The organism is Wenyingzhuangia gracilariae (genome assembly GCF_056387575.1).
Genome location: NZ_CM150748.1, coordinates 1,024,343 through 1,040,769 on the forward strand (window position 1 = coordinate 1,024,343; position 16,427 = coordinate 1,040,769).

Below are 16,427 nucleotides of genomic sequence, written 5' to 3' on the forward strand. Positions count from 1 at the left end.
AAATAATAATCACAAAAAATTACACCATGAAAACAAGAAATTATGATACACTATCAGAAGCCACCAACGATTTGTCTAACAAAGGATATACAGATAATTTTACGGCAAATGACGAGCACATTAAAGCATTATACTCAAAAAAGGAATATCAACCGGAGCAGTTAAAAATTGATGAACGATACAGATTTGAAGGAATGACCAATCCTTCTGATCAATCAGAATTATTTGCCATAACTGCAAATGATGGTGTTAAAGGAACACTTATTATGTCTTACAGTTCTGAAAGTAATCAGAACAGAGAATTGATCAAACAAATTAAATAAATTTTTGTTTTGTTCCTAAACCCCATTACTTTTACAGTCTATTAAAAACAGGGTTTGAAAAACAAGTTTCTAAATAATATCAACCATCATCTTATTTATAGAATTACGTTTCTATTAAGTTTGATGGGGATATTTATATTAATTGCCGATTTTGGATTTAATCAATCTAAAAAAATTCAATTATTTGCCAACGAAATTTATTTTGTCATTCTAATTTCTGGAATCTTTACAACCGTTATTAGATATCTTAAACTTAGTAAAACCCTTACTAAAAGAGTGGTACTGTTTGATAGTACTAGTATACTTATTATACTGTCTATTATTTATGTTCATTTTTTTTCGGAACAATCACACACTCATCTTTCTGTTTTTTATGATGATGTTTGGATTAAACTAGCCATTATTCTTACCTTTATTAGAGAGTTTGCCGAGAAAAAATTAGTTTACAAACGGACCTTTTTAAATCCTGCTCAACTATTTATAGTTAGTTTTTTAATTCTAATATTTTTAGGAGCTTTGTTGTTAATGTTGCCCAATGCAACTCACACAAATATTTCCTTTTTAGATGCCTTATTTACAGCCACCAGTGCTGTTTGTGTAACAGGACTTATTGTGGTAGATACAGGTACTTTTTTTACCGAATTTGGACAAATTATTATTCTAATTCTTATTCAAATTGGAGGATTGGGAATTTTAACATTTGCCAGTTATTTTAGTTACTTTTTTAAAGGAGGAACAACTTATGAAAATCAATTAGTACTAGGAGACATGACCAATGCTCAAAAAATGAGCGAAGTTTTTACTACCCTTAAAAGAATTTTATACATTACTTTTATGGTGGAATTTTTAGGAGCTGTTTTTATTTATTCTAGTTTAGACAGCTTGTTGTTTGATTCTTTTATTCAAAAATTATTTTTCTCTGCATTTCATTCTATCTCTGCTTTTTGCAATGCAGGTTTTTCTACTTTACCTAATAGTTTATATCAAACGGGGTTTGCACACAACTACCTTTTACAATTTATTATTATTGTTATTTTTATGTTGGGAGGATTAGGTTTTCCTATTGTAGCCAACCTAATAAAATATTCTAAATACTTTATAGTTAGTAGACTTTTTAGAAAAACACATATTAGCTACAGACCTTGGGTATTAAACTTAAATAGTAGAATTGCTTTAATTACAACAACCTCACTAACCGTTGCCGGAACTGTTTTATTTTTTATAAACGAATACAATCATATTCTAACACATCAAAAAGGATGGATGGGTAAATTTATTGCCTCTCTTTTTGCTGCCACCACCCCAAGAACTTCAGGTTTTAATACTATAGATATGGGTGCATTGCAAAACTCATCTGTATTATTAATTATATTGTTAATGTGGATTGGGGCTTCGCCTGCATCTACAGGAGGTGGTATTAAAACCAACACTTTTGCCATTGCTACCTTAAACTTTTTTAGCTTGGCCAGAGGAAAATCTAGAATAGAAGTCTATCGTAGAGAAATTGCCGAAGTATCTATTCGTAGAGCTTTTGCCGTAATTTCATTGTCTTTAATTGTTATAGGATTTGGAATTTTTGCTATTTCAGCATTCGACCCCAAAACAAACATACTTAGCGTTGCTTTTGAATGCTTTTCTGCCTACAGCACCGTAGGGTTAAGTTTAGGAATTACAGCCAATTTAAGCACTTACAGCAAGTTTGTTCTTATTGTGATAATGTTTATTGGTAGAGTAAGTATGCTGTCTATTTTAATCGCTTTTTTTAAAAAGGTAAAACACGTAAACTACCGTTATCCTACGGAAGAAATCACCATAAATTAATACTTTATGAAATACATAATTATAGGTCTTGGAAACTTTGGATCTTCTTTAGCTGAAAAATTAACAGAACAAGGGAACGAAGTTATTGGTATTGATACTGACATGAGTAAAGTAGATGCTTTTAAAGAAAAAATTAGTCATACCATTTGCATGGATGCTACGGATGAATTTACCGTTTCTGGTTTACCTTTAAAAGATACAGACATTGTTATTATTGCCATTGGAGAAAACCAAGGTGCCAATGTAATGGCTACTGCTTTGTTTAAAAGCTTAAAAGTAAAACGATTGATAAGTAAAGCAACCAATCACATTCATAAAAGAGTGTTACAAGCCATTGGGGTTGATGAAATTGTATTACCCGAAGAAGAATCTGCAGAACGTTGGGCCAAAAAACTATGTTTAAAAGGAATTGTAAATTCTTTTGAATTGAATAACGATTATAGTATTGTACAAGTTAAAATGCCCGAGAAATACAACGGAAAAAGTATTTTAGAGATGCAAATTAAAGAAAAATACAATTTACTAGTGCTAACAACCATTTCTAACAGCGAGGTAGAAACTGCTATTGGAAAAAAGAGAAGTGTTGTCAATGTAAAAGGTGTAGCAAACCCTCGTGACATTCTATACAAAGAAGATGTATTAGTGGTTTATGGTGCTAATAAAGATATTCAACGTTTTTTAAGATAAATTACATATCTGTCCTATTAAGCATGTTGTTCTTAAAACACACTTAATAGGACAGAAGGTACCTTTTTAAATCATTGCTAAAAACTCATCTTCAGAAATAATAGCAACTCCTAAATCTGTTGCTTTTTGCAATTTGGCAGGTCCCATATTGTCTCCTGCAACTATATAATCTGTTTTTTTAGAAATAGAACTACTTACTTTTGCTCCGTTATCTTCTATCAACTTTTTAAGTTCGTTTCTAGATACTTTATGAAACACACCAGATACTACAAATATTTTTCCGGCTAACTTATCTGTTTGATTTTCTAAATCTTCTTCCGATAAAGAAAACTGCAATCCATAATCTTTTAATCTAGAAATCAATACTTGGTTTAAAGGTTCGTTTCTAAAAGAAATAATACTTTCTGCAATTCTGTCTCCAATTTCATCTACAGAAATTAATGTTTCAAAATCTGCAGCAAATAAATCATCTATATTTTTAAAGGCTTTTGCTAATTTTTTTGCCACTGTTTCTCCTACAAAACGTATTCCTAAAGCAAATAATACTTTTTCAAAAGGCATTTGTTTAGATGCCTCTATTCCATCAATCATATTATTTGCCGATTTTTCTGCCATACGTTCTAAAGGAATAATTTGTGCTACTTTTAAATCGTACAAATCAGCATAATTCTCAATCAACCTTTCTTTACAAAGCAAATCTACTGTTTCCGCTCCCAAACCATCAATATTCATAGCTTTTCTGCTAATAAAATGAATAATTCTACCAGCTACTTGCGGAGCACATCCAAACTCATTTGGACAATAATGCTTGGCATCTCCTTCTTTTCTTACCAACGGAGTATTACATTCTGGACAGTGCGTTGCATATATAGTAGGAACAGAATCTTTAGGTCTTTGAAGCAAATCTACTCCAACAATTTTAGGTATAATTTCACCTCCCTTTTCTACAAAAACCTCATCTCCTACTCTAATATCATGCAAAGCTATTTGATCTGCATTGTGCAACGATGCTCTTTTAACTGTGGTTCCTGCCAACTGTACAGGTTCTAAATTGGCTACAGGAGTAATGGCTCCTGTTCTCCCTACTTGATAGGTGATTTCGTTTAATTTAGTAGATACTTGTGCTGCTTTAAACTTATAAGCAATGGCCCAACGAGGTGCTTTTGCGGTATATCCTAACTCTTCTTGTTGACGAATATTGTTCACTTTAATTACAATTCCATCGGTTTCGTACGGAAGGTTAAATCGTTCTTTATCCCAATAATTTACAAATTCTATTACCTCATCAATAGAATTGGCTACCGTAATGGTTTCTGGCACTTTAAACCCAACAGATCTTGCTTGTTCTAAAGCCTGTGCGTGACTTTCAAATTCATTATTATAGGTTAATACTTGATACAGCAAACAGTCTAAAGGTCTTTTAGCAACCTCTGCACTGTCTTGCAATTTTAAGCTTCCACTAGCTGTATTTCTAGGGTTTTTATAAATTTCTTCTCCTGCTTCTTCTCTAGCAATATTCATTTGATTGAACCCTTCTAAAGGCAGTATAATTTCTCCTCTAATTTCAAAATCATCTACAAAGCTACCTTGTAATTTTAAAGGCAAAGATTTAATTGTTTTTACATTATTGGTAACATCATCTCCTTGCACTCCATCTCCTCTGGTTACTGCTTTTTGTAAAATTCCGTTTTTATAGGTTAAGTTGATGGAAGCACCATCGTATTTAAGTTCACAAGTATAGGTAATTTCTCCTTCTATAATTTTAGAAATTCGCTTTTCCCAATCTAACAAATCTTCTTTACTGTAAGAATTATCTAAAGAATACATCCGATTTTTATGCACTACCGTTTCAAAATTTTTAGTAATAGCTCCTCCTACTTTTTGTGTTGGTGAATTGGCATCAAAAAATTGTGGATGAGCTTGTTCTAAACTTTGTAATTCTTTCAACAATTGGTCAAAATCATAATCCGAAATGGTAGCATTGTCTAACACATAATATTCATAATTATGCTTATGCAATGTATTTCTTAAACTTTCTATTTTTTGTTGAATAGACTCACTCATTTTGTAAAAATTTTAAGCGTAAATTTAAAACGTTTATTTTAGATACCACAATAATAAAATTAGGAAGTGTTGGGAAATAATTATAAAACATTACACTTCTCGACTCCGCTCGAAGACCTAAAAAATGGTGTTCGAGCGGAGTCGAGAACTAAAGACTAAAACACCTCTAAACAAGAAAATATATTACTAAATCGTAAACTGAAAAAAATGGTGTTCGAGCGGAGTCGAGAACTAAAGACTAAAACACCTCTAAACAAGAAAATATATTACCTAATCGTAAACTAAAAAAACTGGTGTTCGTGCGGAGTCGAGAACTAAAGACTAAAAAACCTCTAAACAATAAAATATATTACTAAATCGTAAACTAAAAAATGGGTGTTCGAGCGGAGTCGAGAACTAAAGACTAAAACACCTCTAAACAATAAAATATATTACTAAATCGTAAACTAAAAAATGGGTGTTCGAGCGGAGTCGAGAACTAAAGACTAAAACACCTCTAAACAATAAAATATATTACTTATTCATAAACTAAAAAAATCTGGTGTTCGAGCGGAGTCGAAAACAAAAGCTTAAAACACCTCTAAACAAGAAAATATATTACATAATCGTAAACTGAGAAAACTGGTGTTCGAGCGGAGTCGAGAACAAAACTCTAAAACACCTCTAAACAAGAAAATATATTACATAATCGTAAACTGAAAAATCTGGTGTTCGAGCGGAGTCGAGAACTAAAGCTTAAGACATTCAAACTAATGAGTAACCGATGATTCCCTTACGTTTAAACGACCATTTAACACAATAGTTTGCGGAACAAACAACCCTTTGTTTTCTAATTGTTCAATTAATAAATTGGCTGCTGTAATACCAATATCTTTAGTAGGTTGAGCTACTGTTGTTAAAGCCGGATGTACATGTGGTGCCAATCTAGATTCTGTAAAGCCTACAATAGCTACATCTTTAGGTATTTCGTAACCATATTCTTTAAAAACGCGCATTGCTCCAATGGCACAATGATCATTTGCTGCAAAAATAGCTCTAGGCACATTGTTTTGCTCAATCATTAACCTAGCTGCTTTTTCTCCATCTTCCATATAAAAGCCACATGGAATTATTCTACCTACCTCTCTTTTGTGTTTTCTATGTGCTTTTTCAAACCCCATAATTCTATTCATTGATAGTTTCATGTGCTTAGGACCACTTAAATAAACAATATCCTCATAGCCTTGTAGTATTAAATGTTCGGTAGCAAAAAAAGCCCATTTAAAATCATCAAAAACCACCTTACAAGCATCTAACTTATCAGCTACTCTATTAAAAAATACAATAGGCATTTTATCATCTATCAATTCTTTGTATTTTTCAATATTGTCATCTTCTTTAATTAAAGACACAATCAAACCATCTACCATATTGTCTAGCAGAGTTTCTAAATTTTTCAACTCCATTTCCGAAGAATCATTAGACTGCATAATTAATACTTGATACCCTTTATCAATCAAAACCTTTTGAGCTTCCATAATAATATCAGGAAAGTAACTATTCACAAATTCAGGAACTATAATTCCTATATTATAGGAACGTTGCTGAATTAATTTACGAGCAATAGGATTGGGTCTATACCCTAATTCTTTTGCTGTTTTTATAATTAGCTCCTTGGTTTCTTGCTTAATATCGTACTTATCGTTAAAAGCTCTAGAAACAGTAGATACTGAAACATTCAGTTTTTTAGCTACATCTTTAATGGTAGTTCTTTTCATATTCCAATATTAAACATTCGGAAATTAAAAGTCAAGTTTCGGAAACGTTATCGGTAAAAAAAATACTTTCGGAAACGTTATCGGAGGTGTTTTTTATTTCCCTGTTGCTTTATTCTAAAAAATTATAGGAATTTAGAAGTAGTAAATTATAGAATTCTCTTAAAACCATAGAAAACTTACATATGTTAATTGAAAATTATTCAGCTGAAACAAGATCCAACAGAGAACAAACCATTACTACTGATTTTACAATTATTGGTGGAGGAATTGCAGGAGTTTGTGCAGCTATTACAGCAGCTAGAAAAGGAACAAAAACCGTATTAATACAAGATAGACCCGTTTTAGGTGGTAACGCATCATCGGAAGTAAGATTGTGGATTCTAGGAGCTACTTCTCACATGGGAAACAACAACCGCTGGTCTAGAGAAGGTGGTGTAATGGATGAAATTTTGGTAGAAAACATGTACCGAAATAAAGAAGGAAACGCAGTTATTTTTGACACCATTCTTTTAGAAAAAGTATTGGAAGAAAAAAACATTACGCTTTTGTTAAACACATCTGTATACGACATTTCTAAAAAGAACGATACTTCTATTGAATCTGTAAAAGCATTCAATAGTCAAAACTCAACCAACTACACTGTATCATCTCCGTTGTTTTGCGATGCTTCTGGTGATGGTATTGTTGCGTTTAAAGCTGGAGCTTCTTTTAGAATGGGAGCCGAAAAAAGAGAAGAATTTGGAGAATTATTTGCTCCTGATGATTCTTATGGAGAGTTGCTAGGACACTCTATGTATTTTTACAGTAAAAGAGAAGATTTTCCTGTAAAATATACAGCTCCATCTTTTGCTTTAAAAGATATTACCGAAATTCCTAGATACAAAGCTATTGGAAAAGACGACAAAGGTTGTCGTTTTTGGTGGTTTGAATACGGAGGTAGAAAAGATACCATTCACGATACCGAAGAAATAAAACAAGAACTTTGGAAAGTAATATATGGTGTGTGGGATTACATTAAAAACTCAGGTGAGTTTGAGGATGTAGACAATCATACCTTAGAGTGGGTAGGAACCATTCCTGGAAAAAGAGAAAGTAGACGTTTTGAAGGTTTGTACATGATTAAACAACAAGATGTAATAGAACAACAAACTTTTGACGATGCGATTGCTCACGGAGGTTGGGCTATAGACTTACATCCTGCAGATGGAGTATATAGCAAATTATCTGGTTGTACACAATGGCACTCTAAGGGGGTTTACCAAATTCCTTACAGAACCTTAGTAAGTAAAGATATTGACAATTTATTTTTAGCAGGTAGAATTATTAGTGCTACTCACGTTGCTTTTGGATCTACAAGAGTAATGGCAACTAACGGATTAACAGCACAAGCTGTAGGAATGGCAGCTGCCATTTGTCACGAAAAAACAGCACTACCTCAAGATCTTTTAGAAAAAAACAATCTTAAATATTTACAAAACGAATTAAACATTACAGGTCAAAGCATTCCTGATTTCCCTATTCTTTCTGAAACTAATTTGGTTAGTTCGGCAACGGTAAGTGCTACATCTAGCTTGTCTTTATCAGAAATTCCTTTTAACGGAGAATGGATGAATTTAAAACTGGCTGCAGCACAATTATTACCTTTAAAAGCCAATACAAATTATAGTTTTACTGTACTTGCTAATGTTATAGAAGACACTACCTTAACGGTAGAATTGCGTAGTTCTAAAAAAGCAAAAAATTACACTCCAGATGTTATTTTAGAAAGCAAACAAATCAACCTTAAAAAAGGAGAACAAAACGTAGAAATTTCTTTTTCACAATCTGTATCAGAAGATCAATATGGTTTTGTAACCTTTTTATCTAACGATAAAATTAGTCTTAAAAATAGTGAGTTTAGAAGCACTGGAATTCTTTCTGTTTTCAATGGTGTAAACAAAGCAGTATCTAACAACGGAAAACAAACTCCACCAGAAAACTTAGGAGTAGATACTTTTGAATTTTGGACTCCACATCGTAGACCTGATGGTAAGAATATTGCTATGACAATTTCTCCTGCCATTTCTTCTTTTGAGGTTTCTAATATTGGAAATGGTTATGTTAGACCTTGGGGACAAGCAAACGCTTGGGTTGCCAATTTAACAGATACCAAACCTGAATTAAAAATTGAATGGGATTCTGAAAAGACCATTTCAGAAATTAAACTATTTTTAGATACAGATTACGATCACCCAATGGAATCTACTTTATATGGACATCCAGAAGATATAGTTCCTTTTTGTGTACGTAACTATGTAGTTAAAAACAACAATGGAGATGTACTTTTTACACAAAAAGACAACCATCAAACAATTAATACCATCAAATTAGAAACTCCAATTAAAACAACAGGAATTAGCATAGTGCTAGAAAAATCTTTAGAAAATGTTCCTGCATCAATTTTTGAAGTATACTGTAAATAACCTTTTAAACAAATATTATGAGTAATATAGATATTGGAGTTATCCTCCTTTTTTCAATACTGGTTTTTGTCTGTGGATTGAGTTTTTCTAAATCGGGAAAAAACATGAAATCTTATTTTGCTGCAGGTGGTGGATTGCCTTGGTGGATGAGTGGTTTATCTTTATTCATGAGTTTTTTCTCTGCAGGTACATTTGTTGTTTGGGGAGCTATTGCCTACAGTAGCGGTTGGGTTGCTGTAACCATACAATGGACCATGTGTATTGCCGGTATCATTATTGCTTTTTACATTGCCCCTAAATGGCAAAAAACAAAAGCATTAACAGCTGCCGAATACATAACAAGTAGATTAGGGTACAAAACCCAAAAAGTATACACTTACTTGTTTTTAGTTATTTCTATTTTTACCACAGGAACATACTTGTACCCTGTTGCTAAAATTGTTGAAGTTTCTACAAACATTCCCATTTCTAACAGTATCATTTTTTTAGGAGTAATTATTTTAATCTATACGGCTGTTGGTGGTTTGTGGGCTGTAATTGTAACCGATATTTTACAATTTGTAGTCTTAACAGCTGCTGTACTAATTGTAGTTCCTTTGGCTTTAGACAAAGTTGGCGGTATTGATGGATTTATAAGCAAAGCACCAGAAAATTATTTTAATTTGGTAAATGCCGAATATTCCTGGGAATTTATGGTGGCTTTTGGACTTTATAATTTATTTTTTATAGCAGGTCATTGGGGATATATACAACGTTACACCTCTGTTTCTTCTCCTAAAGAAGCTAAAAAAGTAGGATTAGTTTTTGCAGGATTGTACACATTAAGTCCTGTTATTTGGATGTTACCTCCTATGATTTACAAAGTATTAAATCCTGAATTGGGAGCTTTGGCAGATGAAGGAGCTTATTTATTAATTTGTAAAGAAGTACTCCCTATAGGTATGTTAGGTTTAATGTTAGGAGGAATGGTTTTTGCAACTTCTAGTTCTGTAAACACTACTTTAAACATTTCTGCTGGAGTTTTTACAAATGATATTTACAGACACTTAAACCCTAACACTAGTGATACTAACTTGGTAAAAATTGGTAAAACAACCACTATTGTATTAGGTATAATTACCATTATTATTGCATTATTAGTCCCTATGATGGGTGGAATTGTATCTGTTGTATTAACCTTGGCAGCTTTAACAGGTGGTGCTATGTTTCTACCTCCATTATGGTCTTTATTTTCTAAACAACAAACAGGTAAAAGTGTAATTGTAGTAACAATTACTTCTTTAACAATCAACTTATTTTTTAAGTTTGTTACTCCTGAACTGTTCAATTTCTCTTTAAACAGAGCAAACGAAATGATTCTTGGTGTAGGTGGTCCTATTCTATTATTAGCTATTTATGAAATTTATGCAAAAGCTAAAAACTTAGAACCTACGGAATACAATCAATACATAGAAAAAATGGCCGCAAAACCAGTTTCTAATGAACCAGACGATTCCGTTTCTCAAAACTTAAAAGGTGTAAAAGTAATTGGTATTGGTGTATTATCTACCGGACTTATTATTTTAGGACTTACTTTGTTTAGCGAAACTTCATCCGTTATTATCAACCTAATAGGATCTTTAGTCTTATTAGGAGGAGCTTTTATCGTGTACAAATCATCAAAAACAAAAAATTAAAAATTAACATATGAAATCTATTTCTATATTAAAAAAATTAGGTTTAGGGCTTACTCTAGCTGCACTAACTATTAGTTGCGAAACTAAAAAGGAAGAAAAAACAACCGCTAAAGAGCACAAAGCATTCCCTTATGCTTTGCCTACAGAAAAACCAGACATGCCTTTAAGTGCATCGGCAGAACGTATGTTCGATTATCCTGCTCCTAGAGCACAAGACAACGAATTGTTTTCTCAATTTAAATATACCAAATTAAAAGGGTTTGATTACAATGGTGGTGATGGAACCATTTCTAGAAGAGACCCTACTAGACCTATTAAAGTTGGAGATACTTACTATGTTTGGTATACAAAACGTCATACCATAGTTCCTCCTATTGGATGGAACAATGCTGCCAAAGCTACCGATGAAATTCCATCTACAGATTGGGATTTGGCAGAAGTTTGGTACGCTACTAGTAAAGATGGTTTTAATTGGGAAGAACAAGGTGTTGCCATTAAAAGACCAGAAAAACCAAAATCTGGGTGGAGATCTGTTTGTACTCCAGAAATCTTAGTTTGGAAAGGAAAGTATTATTTATACTACCAAGCTTTTGATGAACCTAGTGGATTAAGAGGTGATTTATGTCCTGTATCTATTTCTTTTGCAGACTCTCCTAACGGACCATGGACTCATGGTGGAGATGCCGTAATTCCATTTGGTAAAGAAGGAGAATGGGATCACAAAGCAACACACGATCCATTTCCAATTGTACACAACGGAAAAATTTATGTGTACTACAAATCGGCTTACAACAAATGGCCAGACAACAGAAAAAACTATGCAGTAGGACATGGATTGGCTATGGCTGAGGATCCATTAGGACCTTATACAAAGCACCCTTTAAACCCAGTTTCTACTTCTGGACACGAAACAACATACTTTCCATTTAAAAAAGGAATTGCAGCCATTTATTACAAAGATGGAAACGAAAGAGAAACTGTTCAATATGCAGAAGATGGTGTAAACTTTAAAATGGCTTCTAAAATTTCTTTAGTACCTATTGCAGCTGCACCATACACTCCAGATGCTTTTACAGATACAAAAGATGGTAGAGGAATTACTTGGGGATTTTCACATTTTATAAACGCAGGAAAGCCTGGAAAAGGATATTCTATTATTGCAAGATTTGATTGTGATTTAAGTTTAGATTATAACGAACCAGGTTTTAAACAAACAGGTGTTTGGCACAAGCCAGATGTATATTTTGCTCAAGGATTAGGAAAATTGAGAACTCACCCAGAAGGTAGATAATACTCTTTTTTTAACACATTCTAAAACGCTCTCTACGAAAGTACTTTTCTTTGTAGAGAGCGTTTTTTTATGGACATATAAAATGTATCTTTGCCATCCCAATTTAACTTAACAAAATGGCATTTATAGACGAAATTAAACGCAGAAGAACCTTTGGTATTATCTCTCACCCCGATGCTGGTAAAACCACATTAACGGAAAAACTACTATTATTTGGTGGTGCCATTAGTGAAGCTGGTGCTGTAAAAAATAACAAAGTCAAAAAAGGAGCTACTTCCGATTTCATGGAAATTGAACGTCAGCGTGGTATTTCTGTTGCAACCTCTGTACTTGCCTTTAATTATAAAAATCGTAAAATTAATATTTTAGATACCCCTGGGCATAAAGATTTTGCTGAGGATACCTTTAGAACTTTAACTGCAGTTGATAGTGTGATTGTAGTTATTGATGTTGCTAAAGGAGTTGAGCCACAAACCGAAAAGTTGGTAGAAGTTTGTAGAATGCGTAAAATTCCGATGATTGTTTTCATCAACAAATTAGACCGTGAAGGAAAAGATGCATTTGATTTGTTAGACGAAGTAGAACAAAAATTAGGATTAACCACTACTCCCCTTTCTTTCCCAATTGGTATGGGGTACGATTTTCAAGGTATTTATAATATTTGGGAAAAGAAAATCAACATTTTTTCAGCAGATAACAAACAAACTGTAACAAGTGGTGTAGAATTTACCGACATTAATGTTCCAGAATTAGATGAGTTAATAGGCACCAAAGCAGCAAACACCTTACGTGAAGAATTAGAAATGGTAGAAGGAGTATATCCTGAATTTAACCAAGAAGATTACATCAAAGGAGATTTACAACCTGTATTTTTTGGTTCTGCTTTAAACAACTTTGGAGTAAAAGAATTGCTAGATTGTTTTATAGAAATTGCTCCAGACCCACAACCTAAACAAGCCGAAGAAAGAATTGTAGATTCTAAAGAAAATAAACTTACAGGTTTTGTCTTTAAAATCCATGCAAACATGGACCCTAAACACAGAGACCGTCTGGCTTTTGTTAAAATAGTATCGGGAACTTTTAAAAGAAACGTACCTTATTTACACGTTCGCAATGGTAAAAAAATGAAATTCTCTAGTCCAAATGCCTTTTTTGCAGAAAAAAAAGAAATTATTGATGAGTCTTATCCTGGAGACATTGTTGGGTTGCACGATACTGGAAACTTTAAAATTGGAGATACTTTAACCGAGGGAGAAATTATCAACTTTAGAGGAATCCCTAGTTTTTCTCCAGAACACTTCCGCTATGTAAACAATGCCGATCCTCTAAAATCAAAACAATTATACAAAGGACTTGATCAGCTTATGGATGAAGGAGTTGCTCAGTTGTTTACCTTAGAGTTAAACGGACGTAAAGTAATTGGAACCGTTGGTGCTTTACAATACGAAGTAATCCAATACCGTTTAGAGCATGAATATGGTGCAAAATGTACCTACGAAAACTTAAACATGCACAAAGTGTGTTGGGTAGAACCTACAAACAATAAAGCGGAATTTGAAGAGTTTAAACGTGTAAAACAACGTTATTTGGCCAAAGACAAACAAGACCAGTTGGTTTTTTTAGCAGACTCTGCTTTTACCATTCAAATGACACAAGACAAATACCCATCTGTAAAACTACACTTTACTAGTGAGTTTAAATAGAAACATTGGATTCGGTTACGATTCTTTTATATTTGTAATCGAAAAAAAATATTATTAGATAAATAAATTACATCCTTATAAATAACAAAAAAATGAATAACGGATTATACGCAAAATTCAATACCTCTAAAGGTGAAATTTTAGTAAACTTAGAGTTTGAAAAAACTCCTGGAACAGTAGGAAACTTTGTTGCTTTGGCAGAAGGAAACATGGAAAACGATGCAAAACCACAAGGAACTCCTTACTACGATGGATTAAAATTCCACCGTGTAATTGCAGATTTTATGATTCAAGGAGGATGTCCTCAAGGAACAGGAACAGGAAACCCGGGTTATAGTTTTGACGATGAAATTGTAGCAGAATTAAAACACGATGCTCCAGGAAAATTATCTATGGCAAATGCAGGACCAGGAACTAACGGTTCTCAATTCTTTATTACACACACTGCAACTCCTTGGTTAGATGGTAAACATACTGTTTTTGGAAGTGTTGTAACTGGACAAGATATTGTAGACACAATTGAACAAGGTGATGAAATTGAATCTTTAGAAATTGTTCGTGTAGGTAGTGCAGCAGAAAAATTTAATGCTATTGAAGCTTTTAGAACTTTTGAAGGTTCTAGAGAAGCTAGATTAAAAGCTGAAGCTGAAGCTCGTGAATTAGAATTAGAAAAATTAGCTGCTGGTTATGATAAAACAGCTAGCGGATTGAGATATAAAATTATTCAAAAAGGAAACTCTGGTGTAACAGCAACTAAAGGACAACAAGTATCTGTACACTACAAGGGACAATTGCCTGATGGAACTGTATTTGATTCTTCTTACAAAAGAAATCAACCTATTGATTTTGCTATTGGAGTAGGTCAAGTAATTCCTGGTTGGGATGAAGGAATTCAATTATTAGAAGTTGGAGACAAAGCTCGTTTGGTTATTCCATCTGATTTGGCATACGGATCTAGAGGAGCTGGAGGAGTAATTCCACCAGATGCAACTTTAGTATTTGATGTAGAATTGGTAAAAGTAAAATAAGTAGTTGCTTATTTCTTAATATTTAAAAACCCTTTGTTTTCACAAAGGGTTTTCTTATTTTTAGTTCTAAACCAAACACAATTACAGTGAATTCTAAAGCTGACGAACACATTAACAAAGCTAAAAACTGGCATAAAGAGTTAAAGGCATTAAGAAACATACTTTTAGATTGTACACTAACGGAAACCTACAAATGGAAACACCCTTGTTACATGTACAAACAAGCTAATATTGTTATTTTGGGAGGTTTTAAAGACTATTGTAGTCTTAATTTTTTTAAAGGTGCTTTGCTTAAAGACCCTAATAATCTACTTGTAAAACCAGGAAAAAACTCTCAATCTAGCCAGATTATTAAATTTACAAACACTCAACAAATCCAAGAATTAAAAGCTGTTTTAAAAGCTTATATTTTTGAAGCTATAGAATTAGAAAAAGCAGGATTAAAAGTAGCCTTAAAAACGGTAAAAGATTATGATGTTCCTGAAGAATTAGTACATGAATTTAATCACAACACCGCTTTAAAAAAAGCTTTTTATGCCTTAACTCCTGGAAGACAAAAAGGATATCTTTTATTTTTCTCTGGAGCAAAACAAAGTAAAACCAGAACAAGTAGAATTCTAAAATACAGTTCCAAAATTATAGCGGGAAAAGGCATGAATGATTGTACTTGCGGACTTTCCAAAAAAATGCCCAATTGCGATGGATCACACAAACAACTAGCATAAAAAAAGGCTTCATAATATGAAGCCTTTTATTTTATAGCATATAGTTTTTTAAAACAATCTAAATCTACCTCCTATTAACAAAGTTCCTTGTAGAAAAGTAAAATCTTGTGAAGCAGAATCAGACTTACTCTGTGTGGTTCTAATATCAGACATATTAATATACCCAGCTCTTAAATCTGTTTGAATAAAAAAGTGTTTATAGATTACAAAGTTAAAACCTAATTGAGCATGCATTCCGTATCCAGATACATGAAAATCATCATGTCTTTCTTTTCCTAACAAAGTTGAATTTGTTTTTGGTAATAAAAATCCGGCACCTATACCTTCAGTTAAATTAATCACAAAATTTTCTGTTTGAATTCCAAAACTACTACTTATGTCATCAAATCTATTTACCGATACATGAATGTAATTCAAACCATCTGTATGTTCAAATTGTAAAAAATCTTCGGTTTGCTTAATTCCATCATTCACAAAAGGAGACACAGCTCCATTTGCTCCTACAACTCCATAGCTAGGATCTATTTCTCCATCAATTGTTAGCCACTGGTTTTGTACCGTTACATATTTCATATGGTCTAATCCTAAAACAATACTATAGTTTTCGCTAAAAAAATATCCTATTGCAGTGTTCGTTTGTGGCAATGTTACATTTCCTGGATTTAAATACTTATTTGCAGAAAAAGGAATCTGTTTGTCTTTGGCAACTACGTCTTTAATGGTAAAATTATAATCATCTCCTTTAAAAGTTATGTCTGAAGAAGAGTATGCAGCTCTGTTCCACCCCCAATAAGCATAGAATTTACCTTTGTTCTTAAATGTTGTTTCTTGTGCTTGTATAGCAATACTAAATAATGCTATTAACAAAAATAGTTTTATAGTTCTCATCG

12 protein-coding genes are annotated in these 16,427 nt (G+C 32.8%); 9 read left to right on the forward strand and 3 right to left on the reverse strand.

Annotated features, from left to right (window positions below):
* The first annotated feature begins 26 nt into the window (after window positions 1-26).
* The 3 genes from ACY2IJ_RS04410 (at window position 27) to ACY2IJ_RS04420 (ending at window position 2,831) form a co-directional block, all read left to right on the forward strand.
* Window positions 27-323 carry a phosphoribosylpyrophosphate synthetase gene (locus ACY2IJ_RS04410; RefSeq protein WP_476725944.1) on the forward strand — a complete coding sequence of 99 codons (297 nt, stop codon included), beginning with the start codon at window positions 27-29 and terminating at the stop codon, window positions 321-323.
* A 123-nt stretch (window positions 324-446) separates the two neighbouring features.
* Complete coding sequence (locus ACY2IJ_RS04415; protein WP_476726537.1) at window positions 447-2,144, forward strand: TrkH family potassium uptake protein; 1,698 nt, start codon at window positions 447-449, stop codon at window positions 2,142-2,144.
* A 6-nt stretch (window positions 2,145-2,150) separates the two neighbouring features.
* Window positions 2,151-2,831: a potassium channel family protein gene (locus ACY2IJ_RS04420; protein ID WP_476725945.1), complete on the forward strand. Its 681-nt coding sequence runs from the start codon at window positions 2,151-2,153 to the stop codon at window positions 2,829-2,831.
* 66 nt (window positions 2,832-2,897) lie between these two features.
* Here ACY2IJ_RS04420 and ligA read toward each other — a convergent pair whose 3' ends face one another.
* Window positions 2,898-4,895, reverse strand: a complete 1,998-nt coding sequence (gene ligA, locus ACY2IJ_RS04425; protein WP_476725946.1) for an NAD-dependent DNA ligase LigA — start codon at window positions 4,893-4,895, stop codon at window positions 2,898-2,900.
* A gap of 749 nt (window positions 4,896-5,644) precedes the next feature.
* Entirely contained in the window at window positions 5,645-6,652 is a 1,008-nt protein-coding gene (locus tag ACY2IJ_RS04430; protein ID WP_476725947.1) for a LacI family DNA-binding transcriptional regulator, read from the reverse strand.
* Window positions 6,653-6,834: 182 nt separating this feature from the next.
* On the opposite strand from ACY2IJ_RS04430, the gene ACY2IJ_RS04435 reads away from it, so the two are divergent.
* The 6 genes from ACY2IJ_RS04435 to ACY2IJ_RS04460 all read left to right on the forward strand — a co-directional run bounded on the left by ACY2IJ_RS04435 (window position 6,835) and on the right by ACY2IJ_RS04460 (window position 15,537).
* Window positions 6,835-9,114, forward strand: a complete 2,280-nt coding sequence (locus tag ACY2IJ_RS04435; protein ID WP_476725948.1) for an FAD-dependent oxidoreductase — start codon at window positions 6,835-6,837, stop codon at window positions 9,112-9,114.
* A gap of 17 nt (window positions 9,115-9,131) precedes the next feature.
* Entirely contained in the window at window positions 9,132-10,790 is a 1,659-nt protein-coding gene (locus ACY2IJ_RS04440) for a sodium:solute symporter family protein (RefSeq protein ID WP_476725949.1), read from the forward strand.
* Window positions 10,791-10,800: 10 nt separating this feature from the next.
* Window positions 10,801-12,081 carry a glycoside hydrolase family 117 protein gene (locus ACY2IJ_RS04445; protein WP_476725950.1) on the forward strand — a complete coding sequence of 427 codons (1,281 nt, stop codon included), beginning with the start codon at window positions 10,801-10,803 and terminating at the stop codon, window positions 12,079-12,081.
* Window positions 12,082-12,197: 116 nt separating this feature from the next.
* Entirely contained in the window at window positions 12,198-13,784 is a 1,587-nt protein-coding gene (locus ACY2IJ_RS04450; protein ID WP_476725951.1) for a peptide chain release factor 3, read from the forward strand.
* 92 nt (window positions 13,785-13,876) lie between these two features.
* Window positions 13,877-14,812 (forward strand): peptidylprolyl isomerase, encoded by a 936-nt coding sequence (locus ACY2IJ_RS04455; RefSeq protein WP_476725952.1) that lies wholly within the window; start codon window positions 13,877-13,879, stop codon window positions 14,810-14,812.
* An 86-nt stretch (window positions 14,813-14,898) separates the two neighbouring features.
* Window positions 14,899-15,537 (forward strand): YdeI/OmpD-associated family protein, encoded by a 639-nt coding sequence (locus tag ACY2IJ_RS04460; protein ID WP_476725953.1) that lies wholly within the window; start codon window positions 14,899-14,901, stop codon window positions 15,535-15,537.
* A 48-nt stretch (window positions 15,538-15,585) separates the two neighbouring features.
* Here the strand turns inward: ACY2IJ_RS04460 and ACY2IJ_RS04465 are convergent, their stop codons facing one another.
* Complete coding sequence (locus ACY2IJ_RS04465; protein WP_476725954.1) at window positions 15,586-16,425, reverse strand: hypothetical protein; 840 nt, start codon at window positions 16,423-16,425, stop codon at window positions 15,586-15,588.
* Window positions 16,426-16,427 lie beyond the last annotated feature (2 nt).